Here is an 18,678-nt window from a genome sequence, read left to right on the forward strand (position 1 = left end):
CTCTTTAGCTTATATCCGATAATAACCCATCTAAATCAAAAGGTCTCCTTATTGTCGTAAATCCTCCGTTGTAACATGAGAAGGCAGAAATTTAGTCGCATCGCCACCATTCATAAACACATCCCGGACAATCGTCGAACTGATAAAAGTATGCTCGGGCGACGTCAGCAAGAACATGGTCTCCACATTGGAATCCATCGCCTTGTTAATCTGTCCCACCGCCCGCTCGTACTCGAAATCGGCAGCCGTACGCAATCCCCGGATAATAAAACCGGCATGCTGTTGCTCACAGAAATCCACAGTCAAACCGGAATAACTCATCACGCTTACCTTATCCTCACCCTTGAATACCTTTTCGATAATCGCGATACGGGTATCGACATCCAAGAACTCTCGCTTTACAGCGTTAATACCCACGGCAACAATGATTTTATCAAAGATTTTCAACCCTCTTCTCACGATTTCCTCGTGACCGATAGTAAACGGATCAAAAGATCCCGGGAACACAGCAATTCTTTCCATGACGCATTTTTTATAATTCACTTGATGCTTTAAAATAAAACATCCGATCTCAAGTTACAAATTAAAATCATCTTTGTCAATTATCCAAAAATTTGTTAGTTTTTCTTCGTTTTTTCGAGAATTTTATTAGGAAAACTCCTTTCTTTTCAATAGATTTGAAGCATTAAAAATAGAATAAACACATAACAATTAAATTCTTATAAAACATGACACGAAAATTACTCATCAGAGATTTGACATTAAGAGACGGTCAACAATCTTCATTCGCTACCAGAATGAATCAAAATCAAGTGGACCGCGTGTTACCTTTCTATAAAGACGCTAAATTCTACGCGATGGAAGTATGGGGCGGTGCTGTACCCGACTCCGTGATGCGTTATTTGAACGAGAACCCGTGGGACCGTCTGGAAAAAATCAAAGCTGTTGTCGGTGATGTTTCCAAATTGACAGCCCTATCCAGAGGTCGTAACCTGTTCGGTTACGCTCCTTATACCGACGAGATTATCGAAGGATTCTGCAAGAACGCCATCGAATCCGGTCTAGGTATCATGCGTATTTTCGATGCTTTGAACGACGTGAACAACGTGAAATCCACCATCAAATACGTGAAAAAATACGGTGGCATGGCGGATTGCGCCGTTTGCTACACGATCGACCCCAAATACCCGAAGCTTAGCCTAATAGACAAGCTGAAAGGCAAAAAGAACCCGGAACCCGTTTTCACGAATGAATATTTCCTGAATAAGGCAAAAGAAATGGAAGCCCTCGGCGCTGACATGATTACCATCAAAGACATGAGTGGATTGATCAACCCGAGCCGCATTGCCGAATTACTTCCGCTTTTCAAGAAAAACCTGAAAATCCCGGTAGATTTCCATACCCACTGTACCCCCGGTTACGGTCTGGGCGCCGTGCTCAGCGCTATCGTGAACGGCGTGGACATCGTGGATACCAATATCTGGAACTTCGCGGGTGGTCCCGCGGCCCCGGCTATCGAGTTGATTTACATCTTCTGCAAGAAATTAGGCATCGAGATGGACGTTAACATGGAAGCTGTTGCCAAAATCAATAAAGAGCTGTACAACATCCGGAAAGAATTGGAAGCGTTCGACGCTGTTAAACAATTCCCGAATCCGTTCAACCCGCTCACGGACACGCTGCCGGCTAACATCGACAAATTGTTCGACGATGCCATCGCCGCCGCCAAGAGCAACAACGAAGAAGCCTTGTTGCAAGCTTGCCACGCCATCGAGGCTTACTTCAACTTCCCGAAACCGAACGAACTCGTGAAAAAAGCCGAAGTCCCCGGGGGTATGTACACCAACATGGTTGCCCAATTGAAACAACTGAACTCCATGGACATTCTCGAGGACGCCATGAAATTGATCCCCACCGTTCGTTTGGCGGCAGGTCTTCCTCCACTGGTAACCCCGACCAGCCAGATCGTGGGCGCCCAAGCCGTGAACTGCGCTTTGGATATCAAAAACAAAAAACAAATGTACTCCAACACCTCCAACCAATTCGTTGCCCTGGTAAAAGGAGAATACGGTAAAACTCCCGTGCCGGTTGATCCGGAATTCCGTCTGAAAATTGCCGGTACCCGCGAGGAAACCCCGTATGACACTTCTAAATACAAAATGCAAGAAAATCCTGTATTGACCGAATTCGGTGGCGTGAAATTAGCCGAGAACGAAAAAGAAGTTCTTTTGCTGGAACTCTTCCCCGCTGTTGCCAAGACCTTCCTGACGAAACAAAAAGAAGCCCGTTACCTGGCCACACACAAGGAAGGACAAACTCAACAGAAAGAAGATATTCAAAAAGACGAACCCATCACGGGAAAGGTTATCGAGGCTCCCATGCCGGGAAACATCTTCAAGATCCTGGTGAAACCGGGCGACATGGTGACCAAAGGACAGAACGTGCTTGTACTCGAAGCCATGAAGATGGAAAACAACATCACATCCGACTACAACGGTAAAGTAAAACGTATTCTTACCCAAGAAGGCAAATCAGTCAGTGCCGGGGCTAAATTAATCGAAATCGAAAAACTATAACCTTAACTTCCAAAATAGAAATAGGGGTTGTGTCAAAACACAACCCCTAATTTCATGATACCAATAATTATCGTTATTTTTGCCTCCCGATCACACGTATTGATAAACAATTTAAAACGGAACATTCATGAGAAAACTATTGTACGCGTTATGCCTGCTCGCTTTCGCCGCATGCAACGACGACGATGACGAGAAAGTCATCACCGATTTTGACAAACCGTACGGCAACCACACCCCCGCCGAACTCATCGAGCTCATCAATGGAAACATCCACTCGTGCGAGGAGCTATACAAGGAAATAAACGAACACATGAGGGAAACCGACACCAAGTTGCAAGACGTCATCGACCATTACGGGCTGGAAATGCCTATATACTCCTTGGCACGCTCCGCCGCCCCGGAAACAAGCGCAACGACGGGCTTCACCGGCGTGCGGTTGACTTGGAACAGGCAGAAGCAGGACTTCGACACCACGATCGACGCCAACGGGTTCATGACCGCACTGCTCCCCTCGTCCGTCACCGACGACTCGAGGAATGACCTGGAATTCGTTTTCGCGGTCGACCACTCTTCCGGGTTACGCGTGACGCAAAAGACATTCAAGGACGGGCAACTCCTGTGCGCGCTCACGCGTCAAGAAACGAACTCGGGGAAAACAACCGGCATGACGGGAGAATATCCCCCTTATTACATGCACATCGAGCACACGATATCCTCTAGCGACATCGTTTCCAGGACCCGATACACCATCAACGAGATAAACTACAGCAAAGAAGGGGGAAGCTCCTACTTGTTCCGGCTGGACTCCACGGAGAACGACGCCAACATCACGATGGAATACAACAACGTCCGCCTCCGCTCGAAGTTTCTCCAGTTCAATAACATCGTCTCGTTACTGAATAACGTGCTTGGCCAGGACGACGAGCGCACCCTAGACATGTGCGACGAGCTCTTCCAGGCAAACATGCGCCAAAACGTGGTCGTGTTCACCGACCGCGACGAGAAAATCGGCGAGTGGCGAATGATAATCCGGAGAAGCGGAGACAAATCCGATAACTGGATATGCACGTTCAAGGACGGCACGGAGCACAAGTTTCCCTTCCTCCTCCCAAACAGCAGGTTCGATTAACAAGTTCAACGAAATTTATAACGTAAATAGGGTGTGGTATCAAAAACACACCCTATTCACTTTTCAACAATTTATAAGCTTTATAACTCTAGCGCCACGCCAAGGTACTTCTGGCTGAACTTGCCGTAGAGTTCCACAATCTCCGGGTCACGTGACAAACCCGAGTTCAAGCCCGCCAGCGCGTAAAGGCGGGAATACTCCAGTATCTTAGCGGACATAGTTTCCGTCGCCGTACTCCCCAGGAATTTCTCCGCCGCCTTGTCGATCAGGTCGTAAGCCTCCGGCTGGCGTGCGATAGCCTCAAAACACTCGGAGAGGCATCGCCCGCGGGCGATCCCCCGCTCCTCCTCCGCCTTGTCGTCCAAGGGGAGAAGCGCCGTGATGTCATCGTATTGTGCCAGCTTGGCGGTAGCAATCATCAAACTCCCGGACATCTCCGGCTGGCGGCTCAAGGACTGGTACAGGGAACTCGTCGAGAGAATTTGTTCCGCCTTCCGGTCGGGTACCGGCACCTCGTCGTTGTCGTCGTCCGAGCAAGACACAAAAAACGCGAAAAAAGCAATGAATAAAATACTACAAATTCGTTTCATAATCACATAAATTTAAACTGACGCGAAGATAATTATTCCTGGTGAATAACAGCAACGTTGTCCAACCGTATCTCAAAATGCGTGCTCCGGGAAAAAGCCTTCCGGTCCGGGGCGGCAAAGAAGCAATAGACTTGCAGCGTCGCTATGCCTTTCCGGCGAGCTAAGTCGGCAAAATCCTCCGCCACGGTGAAGCCGCCGCATCCTCCGTCCCTCGTTCCCTCCACATCAATCGCCCAATCTTGGTAAAAGCCGAAAAAATCTTCTCGCGGGTGATCCAACAGAAGGATTACCTGTAACTCACTTGTCCCCGCTCTCGCCCCGGGACCGTCTTCCGCCACCCAGGTTACCTCGTACCGTAGTCCCTGCCCCGTGTAGTTTACCGCCATCCCCGCGGGATTGCATAACGTTCCTTCTGTCAGCACCAGCTGGGAATAGCTCCTGATTTGCCGCCGCTCGTCGAATATTCCCTTGTTTACCCGCGCGAAATAATTGTTCGCCATCTTCCCGTGCGGGGCTCCCGCTAATTTCCACACCTCCCACTTCATGATCCTTCGCACAGCCGAATACAACATATTCATGCACGTCACGGAACTCATGCATACCTCCTGCGCCTGGCTACTTTTCTTTCGCGGTCCCGGTCCCCGCCGCAGGATGACTTGCCCCATACGGGTATACGCGAACAGGTTGCGCCCCACACGTCCCGACATTTCATTGAAAAGATCGCTTTTTATGATTGCCATCGTTTTATCGTTTAAAGGTTATTACTCATTCTTCCCGCTCACTTCCCTAATCCTTCCCCCACTCTTCCCTATCTCAAAAGTAGGAAAAATTCCATTATATAACAAGTATTAAACGCATTATTTCGTTTTTCAATCGAATAACAATCGAATAACAACCGTTTAAAAGATAGGTAAAAGTTGGAGAAGAGTAGGAGAAGACACGGGGAAACACACAGGATTCTAGCTAATACCTGGGAAAACCTATTTCCTCGCCGTCCTCGGCAATATACTCGTCCAATTCTTGGCAATCGGTGTCCTCGTCTTCTTCAAATTGCATGGAGAGATTGTTCACGCGCGCGAACTGGTGGCAACTTTTAAAATCGGCATAGCGTTCGTCGACCTCTTCCTGAAATAACTTTACCCGCTCTTCCGCGGACAAACTATCCAACTCGTCCTCCTGCTCTTGTAAAATATCCAGTATAAACTCAGCCGCCCAACTACCCAACTCCCGTTCCAGCGTCCAATCGGGCTCAATGCCATCCAAGATTTGGAAAATCTCGTGTAAATAGGGAGTATCCCCCCAATCCTCGTACAATTGAATCACGTCGCCGTCTTCCCCGTATTCTTCTTTTAGCCTTTCAAGCACCTCTACATTCATAGTTACATCTTTTTTCAGTTATTTCAAAGTGCTAAAATATGAAAATCGGTCGAAAATTCAAAAAGAACTTCCGACCGATTCGTTCGTAAAGTCAATAGCGGGCTAATGCCTTAGCCCGCATTACAACGGCCATCCCGGATTAGGTTCCACCAGCGGTTCAAGGCTCAGAACGGTGTTAGGAATAGGGAAATAGAGCAAATCCGGGTCATCGCGTCCCACGAGCGAGGGCACCAGCTCGAATGCTTTGTCGAAACGCACCAGATCCCACCAACGCTTGCACTCGAACGCGAATTCCAGCAATCTTTCCTGCAATATGGCAACGTCGTTTTCCTCGGGGCTGCCGTTCACGAACTCGTGATTCCCGTAGTCTTCCCCGTAAGCACGTTCCCGTATCTCTTTCATTTCATCCGTCGGGTCTTGTTTCAACCCGTTTTTCGCTTCCGCCTTCATCAACAACACGTCGGCATAACGATAGAGAATAATGTCGTCCACGAAATAACGTACCCCCGAAACAACCGTACCTCGTCCCTTCATAGCCATCGTCCCGTAATACGTGCGTTGTCCTTCTATATTCTTGTATATTTCCAAGAAAGTAACATCTTTCCGGCTATCCCCCGGGGCGTATTGCTCCCGCAAGTGCTTGGATGGCGACTGTTCCATCAGCCCGCCCCCGGCACCGATTGTCGCCAGTATATCCGGTTCAATATCGGGAGAAACGGTAGCCGGCGAAATATGCATCATGTCGAAATAGTTATTATCCGCCTCGTTCAACTTGTAACTCACGGCCATCAATATCTCGTCGTTCCCTTTGTTCTCGTAAGCGAACACGTCTTTAAACTCGGGCAACAGGCGAATCCCCGCGATCTTCTGCACTTCCTCGCAAGCCGCCAGAGCCTCGCAGAAATCTGTATCACCCCCGTTTTTCCTGCGAGCCGTCCAAAGGTAAACATCCGCCTTCAAGGCGTAAGCCGATGCTTTCGACCAATGGTTTCTTCCCTTCTCGAAATCCGTGGAGGGGAATAACTTCAAGGCGTCCTCGATATCGTCCTTGATAAACGTGAACAACTCTTCCTCGGTGGCCCTCGCTTTTTGCACTTTCGAGGCATCGTATCCCTCCATTGCCTCCGTCCGCAGGGGAACCCCGCCCCATATCTTCACCATCGTGAAATAAACGTACGCCCGCATGGCATGGGCTTGTGCCAGAATCAAGTTACGCTTGGACTCATCCGTGAAAGGAATTTCCGGCACCTTCGTCAAGATCAGGTTCGCGGCGTTCACCGTGGCATAGAATTTCTCCCACGTCGGACCGAAACTGGCACTCAAGTCGTTATCCCGGTATTTCTTGTAATTATCGCCCACGATAGCCTCCGATTCCAGCGTTTCGCTTCGCATCTCCCCCCAGATAAAAAGATTATCCGTGGTATTATCCCGCAGGTACACGTACATTCCTGCCAATCCGCCTTCCGCATCCGCCTCGGTCTTCCAGAAGGAATCCGCCGTGATAACGCTCGTGGGATCGACGTCCAGTATGTCGCAAGCCCCCATCGTGAGTCCCATACCCATTACTAGGGCTACCAAATAGTTATGTCTTTTCAATTTACACATGGCTCGATTCGTTTAAAATGTGATAGAGATTCCTGTAATGATATTTCTCGGGATAGGATAACGTCCTTTGTCCTCTCCGCCTTCTTCCGGGTTCAATCCGGAGTAATTCGTGAAATAGTGCAAGTTATTTCCCGTCACGTGCGCGCGCACCCCGGCAAGCCCCACTTTCCGCAACCACCGCCTGGGGAACTCGTAACTCAAGGAAACCTCCCGCAAGCAAAGGAAATCACCCTTTTCCACGTAAATATTCACTCTCTCCGGCAGACAGTACGAATTGTTCCAGATATAGCAAGGCATGGAAGCGTCGTCGCCCTGTTCTTTCCACGAATTCACCGCCATATTCTTCGTGAGGTTACCGTCACCCTGTAAGTTACTGTTCATGAAACGGGCGGCGTAATTGTATATCTTGTGCCCCAGCGTGTAATCGAAACGGAAAGAGAAAGTAAACCGGCGGAACGAGAGTTTGCTTGAAAAACCTCCCGTCCACTTGGGATAATAATTCCCGAGATACACTTTGTCTTTGGAATCGATCTGCCCGTCCCCGTCGACATCCCGCAATATGGAATAACCGCCGTACTTGGTCTTATCGTTACCCGGGATCAAGGTATTCACGGTCGGGTCGGCTTGTGCCTCCTCGTCGGTAGCGTAAATGCCGTCGATCACGTGACCGTATATATCCCCCACGCGCCCGCCTTCCTGCGTGCCGCCCATCCAGGCGTATTCACCCCGGGAAGGCACCCACACGTATTCCCCGCCGATGCGGTTATTCTCTACCCCGTTTTCCGGCAATTTCAATATCTTGTGCTTTGTCTTCGTCACCGTGGCAGCCATAGTCCATTGCACGGCACTCCACCCCGGGAGAATATTAGCGTTCACTTCCAACTCGAGCCCCTTATTCTCCAAACGTCCCAAATTGGTATAAATATTAGGGAATCCGGTGGAAGGAGGCAAAGAAAGTTGGGTAATCAGGTTATCCGTTACGCGGCGGTAGTAATCGATCAGGATACCCACGCGTTGGTTGAACAAACCGATATCCGCACCAATATCCAATGTCTTGGATTGCTCCCATTTCAATTCCGAGTTCGGGATCACGGTGTTCTGTATTGCCGAGGTGCCGTCATAGATTTTACCCACGGCATAGGTGCCCCGGGCTTGAAAATCTTCCAACCCGCTGATATTTCCAGTCACCCCGTAGCTACCTCTCAATTTCAGCTGGAAAGCACTCAATGGCTCCCAGAACTTCTCGTTGTGCACGTTCCAACCCACAGATACCCCCGGGAAGAATCCCCATTTATGGTCTTCACCTAGGTTGGAAGCCCCGTCGAAACGGGCGCTCAGCGAGATTAAGTACCGATCTTTGTAATCGTAATTCACGCGACCGAAAAATCCGGCTATCACTTGCGTGCTTTCATCCCCTTTCACGCTTTTTGCCGAGGCGGAAGCGTTCAACGTGGGGATCAGGTCGGTTGCCGCACCCTGTCCCACGGCGTTCAGCGTCGACTTTTCCCTGCCAAAATAAGAGAACCCGGCTTTCACGTCCACGTTATGCGTTTCGGCAAACAGCTTGTTATACCCCAACACCAAATCCATCTGTCCCTGCAACGTCTTCGTGAAAAAACCTTTCGCCTCCCGCGTATCGTTGAAAGTCATCGAACCGTTCCAGTAGGAAGGGATGAAGGAATAACCGTCCGTCGTGTACTTGTACATAGATAATTGCGGGGTAAACCTGAATCCCGGCAGGAACTCCCAGTCGGCTGCAATCGAGAGAGCCAGGTTATCCTTGCTGTTCTTCGCTTTATCGTTATTCAGGTGGTAGACGGGATTACCGATACTTCGATTCTGCCCGGGCGCCAGCGTACCGTCCTCGTACGTGTATTTCGCCGTGGGAGGAAGGGATGCCGCCCGGTAGAAAATATCAGCCAGCGCGTACACCTCGTTGTTGCTCGACGTGGTGTACATCACCCGTCCCAACACGTTCAGGTTATCCCGCAATTTTAGACTACCGTTCAAACTGAACGTAAGACGGCGGTATTTTGTCGTGATTACCGTACCTTCGCTATCCATGTACCCGAGCCCGGCATAGAACGAGGCTTTATCGTTCCCTCCCGACACGGTCAGGTTATGGGAATAGGTGTAAGCCGTCCGGTAGATCAAATCCTGGTAATCCGTATCCTTGAAAATAATCGTCTTGGAAGGATCGATCGGGTCGGGCATACTCTCCCACCCCTCATTCAGCTTGTGCTTGTTCGCGTCCGTCAGGTATTGCGTCGTGTAAGCCGTGTTGTTCGTCAGGTCGTTTCCCGTCCCGAAACCGAGAGCCGCCCCGAGCCGCCCCATCGCACTGGCATTGTAGCGGGAAGCATACTGCATACTTTTCCGGTTCAACTCGATATACTCCCGCCCGGAAGCCAAATCGTACTTTTCCCCCGGCTCGGACACCGTCAGCCCGAACGAGTAATTCGCCTGTATCTTTCCCGGCTTCCCGCTTTTCGTGGTCACGATAACCACCCCGTTGGAAGCCCTTGCCCCGTAGATCGCCGTGGAAGCGGCATCCTTCAACACTTGAAGCGACTCAATGTCATTGCTGTTCAAGTCGGCAAGGTCGGTACGGATAATCCCGTCCACGATATAAATCGGCGTCGCGCCGTTCATGTTATTAATGGAAGTACCCCCGCGGACAATCACCCGCGGCGCCGCCCCCGGTTGCCCGGAAATACTCTGCACCTGCACCCCGGAAACATTTCCTTGCATGGCTGACGCGAGATTCGTGTAGGGCACGTTCTCCAACGCCGCCAGCGGCAACTTCGTGATGGCGGAAGTTACCTTCTCGCGTGCCTGCGTTCCGAAACCCACCACTACCACCTCGTCCATCCGGATGCGGACGGGGCGCAAGGTCACGTTCAACGTTTTCTGTGACTTCGACAACTTGAAGGTTCTGGATTCATATCCCAGGAAACTAAATTCAAGGATACTGTCTTGTGGCATTAAATTCAAGGTATAATTGCCATCCTCTCCGGTAGCACTTCCTCTTGTCGTTCCTTTTATCAAAATAAGAACTCCCGCCATAGGCTCCCTATTCTCATCGAGAACCCTGCCTTTTATGGAACGTCGCAATTCTTTCGCTTCACCCTCTTGTGCGGATAAAGTGAAAGGCAATGCTGATAAAAGAAAGATCCATAAAAACGAATTGGCTAATGTAGATTTCACTTTTTTCATACAATTTTTTATAATCTATTTTCTATAACCTTACTCGAGTATCGCTCAAAGATTGTACCGTGAATAACAGGAAGAATACAACGAACTTGACTTCAATAATATATAAAATAAAGAATCCGCAGGAAGATGTGGAATCTCCCCGCAACTTGTGGAAAAACATCTCAATTTCCCCACGTACCAAAAAATATGCCCGAAACCGTCTATAATCGTAAATCGTAAATCATAAATCTTAAATTACAAATTCTATTGGCTGAATACAAAATATTTCTTTAACTTTGAGTGCAGCTTCTATTGTTTCGCCCGGTCTGACGGGGCGGCAATAAAGTGGTGTAGGGCATTACCCGTACTGAAATATTTATTAAAACAGACATACTATGATGAAACGTCTTTTATTTATTCTCTGCCTCCTTCCGGCATTCGCGTTCGCGCAGGAAGAAACCGACATCAAATACATGGCAGGAGCCGTTCCGGTAGTGAATGGCAAAGTGTTGTTCAAAAAAGAAATCAAAGCTCCCAACCTATCCAAAGACCAAATCTTTGACGCCGTACAAGCATGGGCGAACACCCGGTTCAAAACCGACAAGGGCAACTGGGGACAAGTAGCGTACTCGAACAAGGAAGAAGGGCAAATCGCCTGCTACGGCAGCGAACACATGGTATTCGCGGACAAGACCTTCTCCCTCGACCGGGCAAAAGTGAACTACCGGGTGAACTTCATCTGCACCCCCGGCAAATGTGACATGGAAATCACGAACATCCATTATATCTACCCGGAAGACAGCAAAGACCGCCTTCCCGCCGAAGATTGGATCACCGACGAGCAAGCCATGAACAAAGACCAGACGAAACTAATCAAGCGAATCGCCAAATTCCGCATCAAAACCGTGGATATGGTCGAGAGCCTATTCGAAGGCGCAGAAAAGAGCCTCGGCGTACAACCCTCGGCACCCCAAGCGATAGCCGCAGCCCCGGTAGTGACCCCTCCGGCACAAACCGTGGAAAACATTGCCGCCACGTCGGGCGACGCCCTGCAAGGATACAAACGGATAGCCCCGGACAAAATCCCCGGCAACATTATCAAAATGCTCTCCGAGGAGTGGATGCTTATCACCGGAGGCAACGGCGAGAAATACAATCCCATGACAGCAAGCTGGGGCGGCTTGGGATACCTGTACAACAAACCCGTGGCTTTCTGTTTCATCTCCCCCGCCCGCTATACCTACGACCTCATGGATAACGGAGAAACCTACACGCTCACTTTCTACACGGAAACCTACCGGGAAGCGTTGAACTATTGCGGTCACAACTCCGGCAAAGACGCCGACAAAGTGAAAGGAGCCGGGTTGACCACCATCACCACCCCTTCCGGAAGCAAGGCGTTCTCAGAAGCATGGATGATTATCGAGTGTCGCAAAATGATCTCCCAAACCATCAACATCGACGGCATCTCCGACCCGCAACTCAAAAAACAATGGGCGGGCAAAGCCATGCACAAGATGTTCATCGGGGAAATCCTCAACGTGTGGGTCAAATAAACAATTGAAAATGAAAGGAGGTGTGTCTTGACACACCTCCTTTCATTTTATTCTTTTTCACTCCGGAATCTCTATTTTCTCACCTAAATGGCGGGGTTGTTTGCTGGTGAAGAAATCAACATACACTTTTACCCGAGCCAACAATTCGCGTAGTTGGGTTTTAAAGCCTTGTTGAATATCGACGTCCTTGGCATTGTAGCCAATGGCATGAATCCCGTAATGCCGGGCGAGAAAGATGGCCCGCTCGTTATGGAATTGCTGGGAAATTACCGTCACGCTATCCTGCCCGAATATCTCCTTGGAACGCACCACGGAATCCAGCGTGCGCAACCCGGCGAAGTCGAGCACGAGTGCCTCTTTCGGCACGCCCCTTTTCAGCAAGGAATCTTTCATTGCCTGCGGCTCATTGTAATTATGGCGACGATTGTCACCGCTAATCAGGATATATTTCACTTTGCCCGCCTCGTACAGAGCTGCCGCAGCAGCAATACGGTTGTCAAAATAAGGATTGCTCCTCCCGCTTCTGACACGGGGCGAAGTACCGAGCAACAATCCGACTTTGTTGTACGGGATTAGCGTCGTGTCACGGAAAATCCGACCTTTGGCATAACCGGTAATCCGGTAATTGCAAAAAAGAATCCCCAGGCAACAAAGCAAAAGAGGCAACACGAACGCGTACACGAAAATACGCTTCACAACCTTTAATCTTCTTGGTGAACGTGATTTCCGCCTCTCACTTCTATTCGAAACCGTTATGTCTTTTCTCCCCACGGGCTTTATAATTTTAACTTTTTCTCCACAAAAGTACATTTTTTTGCCAACAATTTTACCCTTTACACGTAAATTTCATTACAAGGACCCCATATTCGTCCTTGTTTTAAAATATAATCGTAACACCATGGAAATCAACACTAGGAATAAACAATTAAAAGCTATTTTCTCTTATGAAAGGAAGATAGAAATAGAGAACAGACCTCTAGAAATCCGCCCGTATCACTTCACCCAGAACATCGGGGTAAAGGAGATCGAACAATACCAGCAATTAATCCCGACGAGCGAATTCTGTTCCGTCCCGGACAACAATATCCAAGAGAACAAAAGTTTTCCCTACACTATTTTTACCCCGAAAGGAGCCCGAAAGATGAATCAGGCGATCCTGCTCTTGCATGGGCTGAACGAGCGAAATTGGGATAAATACCTGACGTGGGCAGAATACCTGGCGCTTGCCACAGGCAAAGCTGTAATTCTATTCCCAATTGCATTCCACATGAATCGTACCCCGAGCAACTGGTACAACCCGCGGGCATTGATGCCCTGGGTGGCACGGCGGAAGCAAGAAGTGAAATACCTAGATAATTCCACCTTTGTCAATGTGGCATTAAGTTACCGACTTTCGGCTACACCCCTCCGCTTCTTTATTTCCGGCAAGGAATCCATGTTTAACCTGTGGCAACTACTCTCGGAGATTAAAACCGGGCAGCATCCCTTGTTCAAAAGGGATACCTCGGTAAACATCTTTGCTTACTCTATCGGGGCTTTCCTCGCACAAATACTGATGATAGCGAACCCCGACGGGCTACTGGACGCAAGCCGCCTGTTCCTGTTTTGCGGGGGCTCGATATTCAGCCAAATGGACGGCAGCGCACGGGACATCATGGATTACGAGGCATATCGACGGGTGAAAAACTATTTCATGAACGATTTCCTGAAGCAGGACGAAGAACATCGTATGCTTCCCGTCCTATACGAAGAAGACTTCATGGAAAAAGCCTTCAAAGCGATGATACGCCCTGAAATCATGCAAGATTACCGGGAAACCTTCTTTGAACGGGCACAAGACCGCCTGCGGATCATCAGCTTGAAAAAAGATTCGGTCATGCCAACCTGCGGCGTCGTGGAAGCCCTAGGCTCCCGCAGCGCCGGGAAGATTCTGGAAGAACTGGACTTCCCGTATGAATACTCGCACCAGAATCCGTTCCCGACGAACACGGGCGCAACCCCGGAATTGCTATATGCCGCCTTCGAGAGCATATTCAACCGGGTGGCGAATTTCCTGTAAGGATTTTTTCAGCCCCCTTTTTATAGAGAAAATGTCAGCTACGCTGACAGAGGAGTTCATTTTCAATTATTAAAACGGGAACAACAGCGGTAACACGAGTACCATCACCACGCCCATGATGACCTGCAAGGGCAGACCCACTTTCACGTAATCCATGAACGTGTATTTTCCAGCTGACATTACCAGTGCGTTAGGCGGCGTGGAGAAAGGCGAAGCGAAACACATACTCGCAGCAACCGTCACAGCAAACAGGAACGGGTAAGGGCTTATCCCCGTGCTTACCGCAGCTTGCAATGCGATCGGGGCTAAAAGTACCGCCGTCGCCGTGTTGCTGATAAACATGGTCATCAGCGACGTGGTAAAATAAATACCTGCTAACAGGACCACGGGACCGCAGCTCCCTAAATAACTTACCAGTCCGGAGGAAATCAGAGAAGAAGCTCCCGTCTTTTCCAGAGCCAACGACATTGGGAGCATGGCGGCAATCAACACGATACTCTCCCAGTTGATTGTCTTGTACGCATCCTCCACGTTCCGCAGGCACCCCGTCAGTACCATCAATAATGCCGCCACGATCACCGCTGCCACGGGAGGAATCGGTATAAAATCGAAAACCATCGCCACGATCATCAACAACATAATCACCGCCGCAACAGGAGCCTTGTGATCGAGGGTAACTTTAGCCGCTTCAGCCAACGGCTGACCGACCACAACCCACTCGGACTGCATCTCGTTCAGACGGGCAATATCCTGCCATGTGCCCTGTACCAGGATGGCATCCCCGGAATGCATCTTCTCGTCCTTCAGATCTTGTAATATGTACCTTCCGCCCCGTTGTATTCCCAGGACGTTGACACTATACTTCTCCCGGAAACCGGAATCCTTCACGGCACGGTTGATCAACTGCGAATTCGGCATCAATAACACCTCGGCAATCCCGATTTCCCCGAAGTTAACATCCCGTTTGGTGTGCTTATCAGAGATTTCGACGGTATGCGCATCCAGCAAATCCAACCCGTTCTCGCCCACCAACAATTCTACCCGCACGAACTGTCCCAACACGTAAAGAACGTCACCTTCCTGCAATGCCGTATTCGGACCTGCCAATCGCTGGTCGATCGTCTTCATAAAAGGATTCTGGGTATTCGATTCCCGGCGGATTTCCAAGATTGTCAAGTTATACTTCCCCGTTATATTCAATTCTGACAGCGTCTTCCCGCAGAATGCCGAACTTTTCTTCACCCCCACCCGGAACAGGTTCTGTGCAATCTGATACTCGTAAGCCAAGTCCTTCACCGACTTGTTTTTTACTTTCTTCTCCACCTTTTTATTATCCTTCTTCACCAAAAAAATCCGGCTCAACGGGATCAACACCACGATACCCACGAGCACGCAAATAATACCCACGGGCGTGAACGAAAAGAACGACAACCCCTCGTATCCAGCTCCCACCAGAACATTCTGAATCACCAAGTTCGGCGGGGTACCGATCAGAGTTGCCATACCTCCCATGCTACTGGCAAAAGCCAAAGGCATCAGAAAACGACTCGGGCTGACCTTCGCACTCACCGCCATACTCACCACGATGGGAAGCATCAACGCTACCGTCCCTGTATTGCTCACGAAAGCTCCGATAGCCGAGGTCACCAGCATAATCAGAATGAACAACTTCAACTCGCTCTCTCCCGCGAGTTTCAATATTTTGCTACTAATCATTTTAGCCAATCCCGTCTGAAATATCGCTCCCCCGACAACAAACAACCCGATCATCATAATCACGATCGAATTGGAAAAACCGGAAAGCGCTTCTTCCGGGGTCAACACGTTAAATAAAATCAAAAGAACTAAAGCACAAAGGGCGACGACATCAGACCGGATTTTACCATTCACAAAAAAGAAAGCCGATAAGGCTAAAATAATCAGGGTTACAGCCATATACTATTATATTTGCAGCATTATGTTTCTAAATCTCACCTTAAACCTCACAAAATTAAAATTTTAAACAATTGAAAACTTATCAATTTAAAATCTAAAATCAATAAATTTTTTATTCCAGCGCACCCCCGGCGATGTCCATTAACTCGGCGGTGATATTCTGCTGCCGAAGTTTATTGTATTCCAGCTGAAGGCTCTTCAATAGCTTGATAGCATTGTCGTTTGCCATCTGCATGGAAAGGATACGGGATGCTTGCTCAGAGGTCTGATTCTCGAGCAGGTACCGGTACATGATGGAATGAATCACCAACGGGTAGACCGTTTCTAAAATCTCTTCGCACCCCGGCTCGTAGATATACACCTTATTCAGTTCGCTCCCGGAAAGGGTTTTCGTTTCTCGAGGAATCCACGGGAGTAATTGTACCCGGGTAATAATCTGCGTCCCCATACTCTTGTAATGGGAATAGATCACGTCCACCCGGTCGATTTCCTTGACTATAAAACGACGGATCAACTCGTCCGCCAACGCCGTACATCCCTCTGCATACTGTTTCGCATCGAAGAACTCGGGAATCTCCATCGTTTCCACTCCTGCAGTCCGTTTTACCTCGTTCACGATCTTTTTGCCTACCGGATAGACCTGTACCGGGGACTTTACTTGTGTGCTATACTCCTTCAACGTTTCCAACAACTTCTTGTACAGCGTCAAGTTGAAGGCACCACACAATCCCTCGTTGGAAGCAAAAATAACAACTGCCACCCGCTGAACCGTTCTTTCCTGACTCAACGGCGACTGATATTCACACGTCATTGTCGCGATGTGATCCAATATATTTTGTAATTGCTCCATATAAGGTCGAGCGTTGTTTAACGCATTCTCAGCCTTCCTTAACCTCGCCGACGAAATCATCTTCATCGCCCCGGTAATCTTTTGAGAAGAATGTACCGAACCTATCCTCCCTTTCAGTTCTCGTGTTGATGCCATATTTATAAGTTCATAAGGTTTATAAAGTTCGTAAAGCCTGTAAAGCCATTTTAAGCCTTACAAACTCGATGAACTTTATAAACTAATTAAACGTTTGTGCCACGTCGCCCGCCACTTCTTCCAGCAGCTTGGAAACGTTCTCGTCCAGAATACCTTTGCTCAGCGGGTCGAGAATTTCTTTCTGATACCTGGAACGCAGGATTTCCAAAAACATCTTCTCGAATTCGGCGACATGCTTTAACGACACGTTGCGCAACAATCCCTGTGTGCCGCAATAAATAACGGCAATTTCTTCCTCCACGGACATCGGGGCGTGCTGCGGCTGAATCAACAGCTGGGCGTTTTTCCGTCCCTTGTCGATCACCATTTCCGTCACGGCATCCATGTCGCCACCGAACTTGGAGAACGATTCCAATTCGCGGTATTGTGCCTGATCGATCTTCAGCGTCCCGGCAATCTTCTTCATCGCCTTTACCTGTGCATTACCACCGACACGGGACACGGAAATCCCCACGTTGATTGCCGGGCGTACTCCTTCGTTAAACAATCCCGATTCGAGGAAAATCTGCCCGTCCGTGATAGAAATCACGTTCGTGGGAATATATGCCGACACATCGCCCGCCTGCGTCTCGATAATCGGCAAAGCGGTCAGGGAACCTCCACCCTTCACCATCGGTTTCAGGTTTTCCGGCAGGTCATTCATTGCCTGTGCCATCTCATCGCTGGAAATAATACGTGCCGCTCTTTCCAGCAAGCGGGAGTGCAGGTAGAAAATATCACCCGGGTAAGCCTCACGACCGGACGGACGGCGCAGAATCAAGGAAATCTCCCGGTAAGCCACCGCCTGCTTTGAAAGGTCGTCATACACCACGAGCGCATTGCGCCCGCTATCCCGGAAATACTCGCCAATCGTGGCTCCGGCAAACGGGGCGTAATAACGCATGGCTGCCGAATCGGAAGCGTTGGCGGCTACCACCACGGTGTACTCCATGGCTCCCCACTCCTGCAAGGTATTCACGAGCATTGCCACCGAGGATGCTTTCTGCCCGATAGCCACGTAAATACAATAAACAGGGTCACCCTTATCGAAATTCCTTTTCTGGTTCAATATCGTGTCCACAGCAATAGAGGTCTTTCCCGTCTGGCGGTCACCGATAATCAGCTCCCGCTGCCCCCGCCCGATAGGCACCATCGAGTCGATCGCCTTGATACCCGTCTGCAAAGGTTCTTTCACCGGCTGACGGTAGATCACCCCCGGAGCCTTACGTTCCAGCGGTAACTGCATCAACTCGCCCGGGATAGCCCCGGCACCGTCGATGGGGTCACCCAGCGTGTTGATTACACGCCCGAGCAGTCCTTCACCCACTTTAATGGAAGCGATGTTCCCGGTTCGTTTCACCGTGTAATTCTCCTTCACGCGGTCACCGGCATTCATCAGGATTACCCCCACGTTATCCTCTTCCAAGTTCATCGCAACACCCCGAACTCCATTCTCGAATTCGAGCAACTCGTTCGCCTGAACGTTATCCAACCCGAAGACATGAGCAACGCCGTCACCTACTTCCATCACGCGCCCCACTTCTTCAAAAGCCATTCGAGTATCCACCTCCTTGAGCTGCATCTCTAATATGTCCGATATTTCATTCGCTTTCAACATAAATTTTTACAATT

The 18,678-nt window shown here is 49.3% G+C and carries 14 protein-coding genes; 4 read left to right on the forward strand and 10 right to left on the reverse strand.

The genetic code is table 11. The features are described from left to right. Window positions 1-48: 48 nt before the first annotated feature. Entirely contained in the window at window positions 49-522 is a 474-nt protein-coding gene (coaD, locus tag BN8899_RS18955; RefSeq protein ID WP_018335936.1) for a pantetheine-phosphate adenylyltransferase, read from the reverse strand. 206 nt (window positions 523-728) lie between these two features. Here coaD and BN8899_RS18960 point away from each other — a divergent pair, with 206 nt between their 5' ends. After that, window positions 729-2,576, forward strand: coding sequence for a biotin/lipoyl-containing protein (locus BN8899_RS18960; RefSeq protein ID WP_065220532.1), 1,848 nt, complete (start codon window positions 729-731; stop codon window positions 2,574-2,576). 127 nt (window positions 2,577-2,703) lie between these two features. Further along, the gene (locus tag BN8899_RS18965; RefSeq protein ID WP_065220533.1) at window positions 2,704-3,705 is read left to right on the forward strand and encodes a hypothetical protein; all 1,002 of its coding nucleotides are present in this window, start codon (window positions 2,704-2,706) and stop codon (window positions 3,703-3,705) included. Between the two features lie 80 nt (window positions 3,706-3,785). On the opposite strand, the gene BN8899_RS18970 is transcribed toward BN8899_RS18965, so the two are convergent. From BN8899_RS18970 to BN8899_RS18990, 5 genes are all read right to left on the reverse strand, one after another. Beyond that, window positions 3,786-4,295 carry a hypothetical protein gene (locus tag BN8899_RS18970; RefSeq protein WP_018335933.1) on the reverse strand — a complete coding sequence of 170 codons (510 nt, stop codon included), beginning with the start codon at window positions 4,293-4,295 and terminating at the stop codon, window positions 3,786-3,788. 32 nt (window positions 4,296-4,327) lie between these two features. Then, window positions 4,328-5,035: a hypothetical protein gene (locus BN8899_RS18975; protein WP_065220534.1), complete on the reverse strand. Its 708-nt coding sequence runs from the start codon at window positions 5,033-5,035 to the stop codon at window positions 4,328-4,330. A 223-nt stretch (window positions 5,036-5,258) separates the two neighbouring features. Beyond that, window positions 5,259-5,672 carry a hypothetical protein gene (locus BN8899_RS18980; RefSeq protein WP_018335931.1) on the reverse strand — a complete coding sequence of 138 codons (414 nt, stop codon included), beginning with the start codon at window positions 5,670-5,672 and terminating at the stop codon, window positions 5,259-5,261. Window positions 5,673-5,792: 120 nt separating this feature from the next. Further along, window positions 5,793-7,277: a RagB/SusD family nutrient uptake outer membrane protein gene (locus BN8899_RS18985; RefSeq protein ID WP_197496246.1), complete on the reverse strand. Its 1,485-nt coding sequence runs from the start codon at window positions 7,275-7,277 to the stop codon at window positions 5,793-5,795. Between the two features lie 12 nt (window positions 7,278-7,289). After that, window positions 7,290-10,493, reverse strand: coding sequence for a SusC/RagA family TonB-linked outer membrane protein (locus tag BN8899_RS18990; protein ID WP_065220535.1), 3,204 nt, complete (start codon window positions 10,491-10,493; stop codon window positions 7,290-7,292). Between the two features lie 374 nt (window positions 10,494-10,867). On the opposite strand from BN8899_RS18990, the gene BN8899_RS18995 reads away from it, so the two are divergent. Beyond that, window positions 10,868-12,028 carry a DUF4468 domain-containing protein gene (locus BN8899_RS18995; RefSeq protein WP_148375538.1) on the forward strand — a complete coding sequence of 387 codons (1,161 nt, stop codon included), beginning with the start codon at window positions 10,868-10,870 and terminating at the stop codon, window positions 12,026-12,028. Window positions 12,029-12,085: 57 nt separating this feature from the next. Here BN8899_RS18995 and BN8899_RS19000 read toward each other — a convergent pair whose 3' ends face one another. Next, window positions 12,086-12,724, reverse strand: coding sequence for a SanA/YdcF family protein (locus BN8899_RS19000; RefSeq protein WP_065220821.1), 639 nt, complete (start codon window positions 12,722-12,724; stop codon window positions 12,086-12,088). Between the two features lie 202 nt (window positions 12,725-12,926). Here BN8899_RS19000 and BN8899_RS19005 point away from each other — a divergent pair, with 202 nt between their 5' ends. Beyond that, window positions 12,927-14,087: a DUF6051 family protein gene (locus BN8899_RS19005; RefSeq protein ID WP_065220536.1), complete on the forward strand. Its 1,161-nt coding sequence runs from the start codon at window positions 12,927-12,929 to the stop codon at window positions 14,085-14,087. Window positions 14,088-14,156: 69 nt separating this feature from the next. Here BN8899_RS19005 and BN8899_RS19010 read toward each other — a convergent pair whose 3' ends face one another. The 3 genes from BN8899_RS19010 to atpA all read right to left on the reverse strand — a co-directional run bounded on the left by BN8899_RS19010 (window position 14,157) and on the right by atpA (window position 18,664). Next, on the reverse strand, window positions 14,157-16,022 hold the full coding sequence (locus BN8899_RS19010; RefSeq protein WP_065220537.1) for an SLC13 family permease: 1,866 nt from the start codon (window positions 16,020-16,022) through the stop codon (window positions 14,157-14,159). Between the two features lie 112 nt (window positions 16,023-16,134). After that, window positions 16,135-17,007, reverse strand: coding sequence for an ATP synthase F1 subunit gamma (atpG, locus tag BN8899_RS19015; RefSeq protein ID WP_065220538.1), 873 nt, complete (start codon window positions 17,005-17,007; stop codon window positions 16,135-16,137). Between the two features lie 82 nt (window positions 17,008-17,089). Further along, window positions 17,090-18,664, reverse strand: a complete 1,575-nt coding sequence (atpA, locus tag BN8899_RS19020; RefSeq protein WP_018335923.1) for a F0F1 ATP synthase subunit alpha — start codon at window positions 18,662-18,664, stop codon at window positions 17,090-17,092. Window positions 18,665-18,678 lie beyond the last annotated feature (14 nt).

It is taken from the genome of Butyricimonas sp. Marseille-P2440, from assembly GCF_900091675.1.
In the GTDB taxonomy this organism is placed as follows: Bacteria; Bacteroidota; Bacteroidia; order Bacteroidales; family Marinifilaceae; genus Butyricimonas; species Butyricimonas synergistica.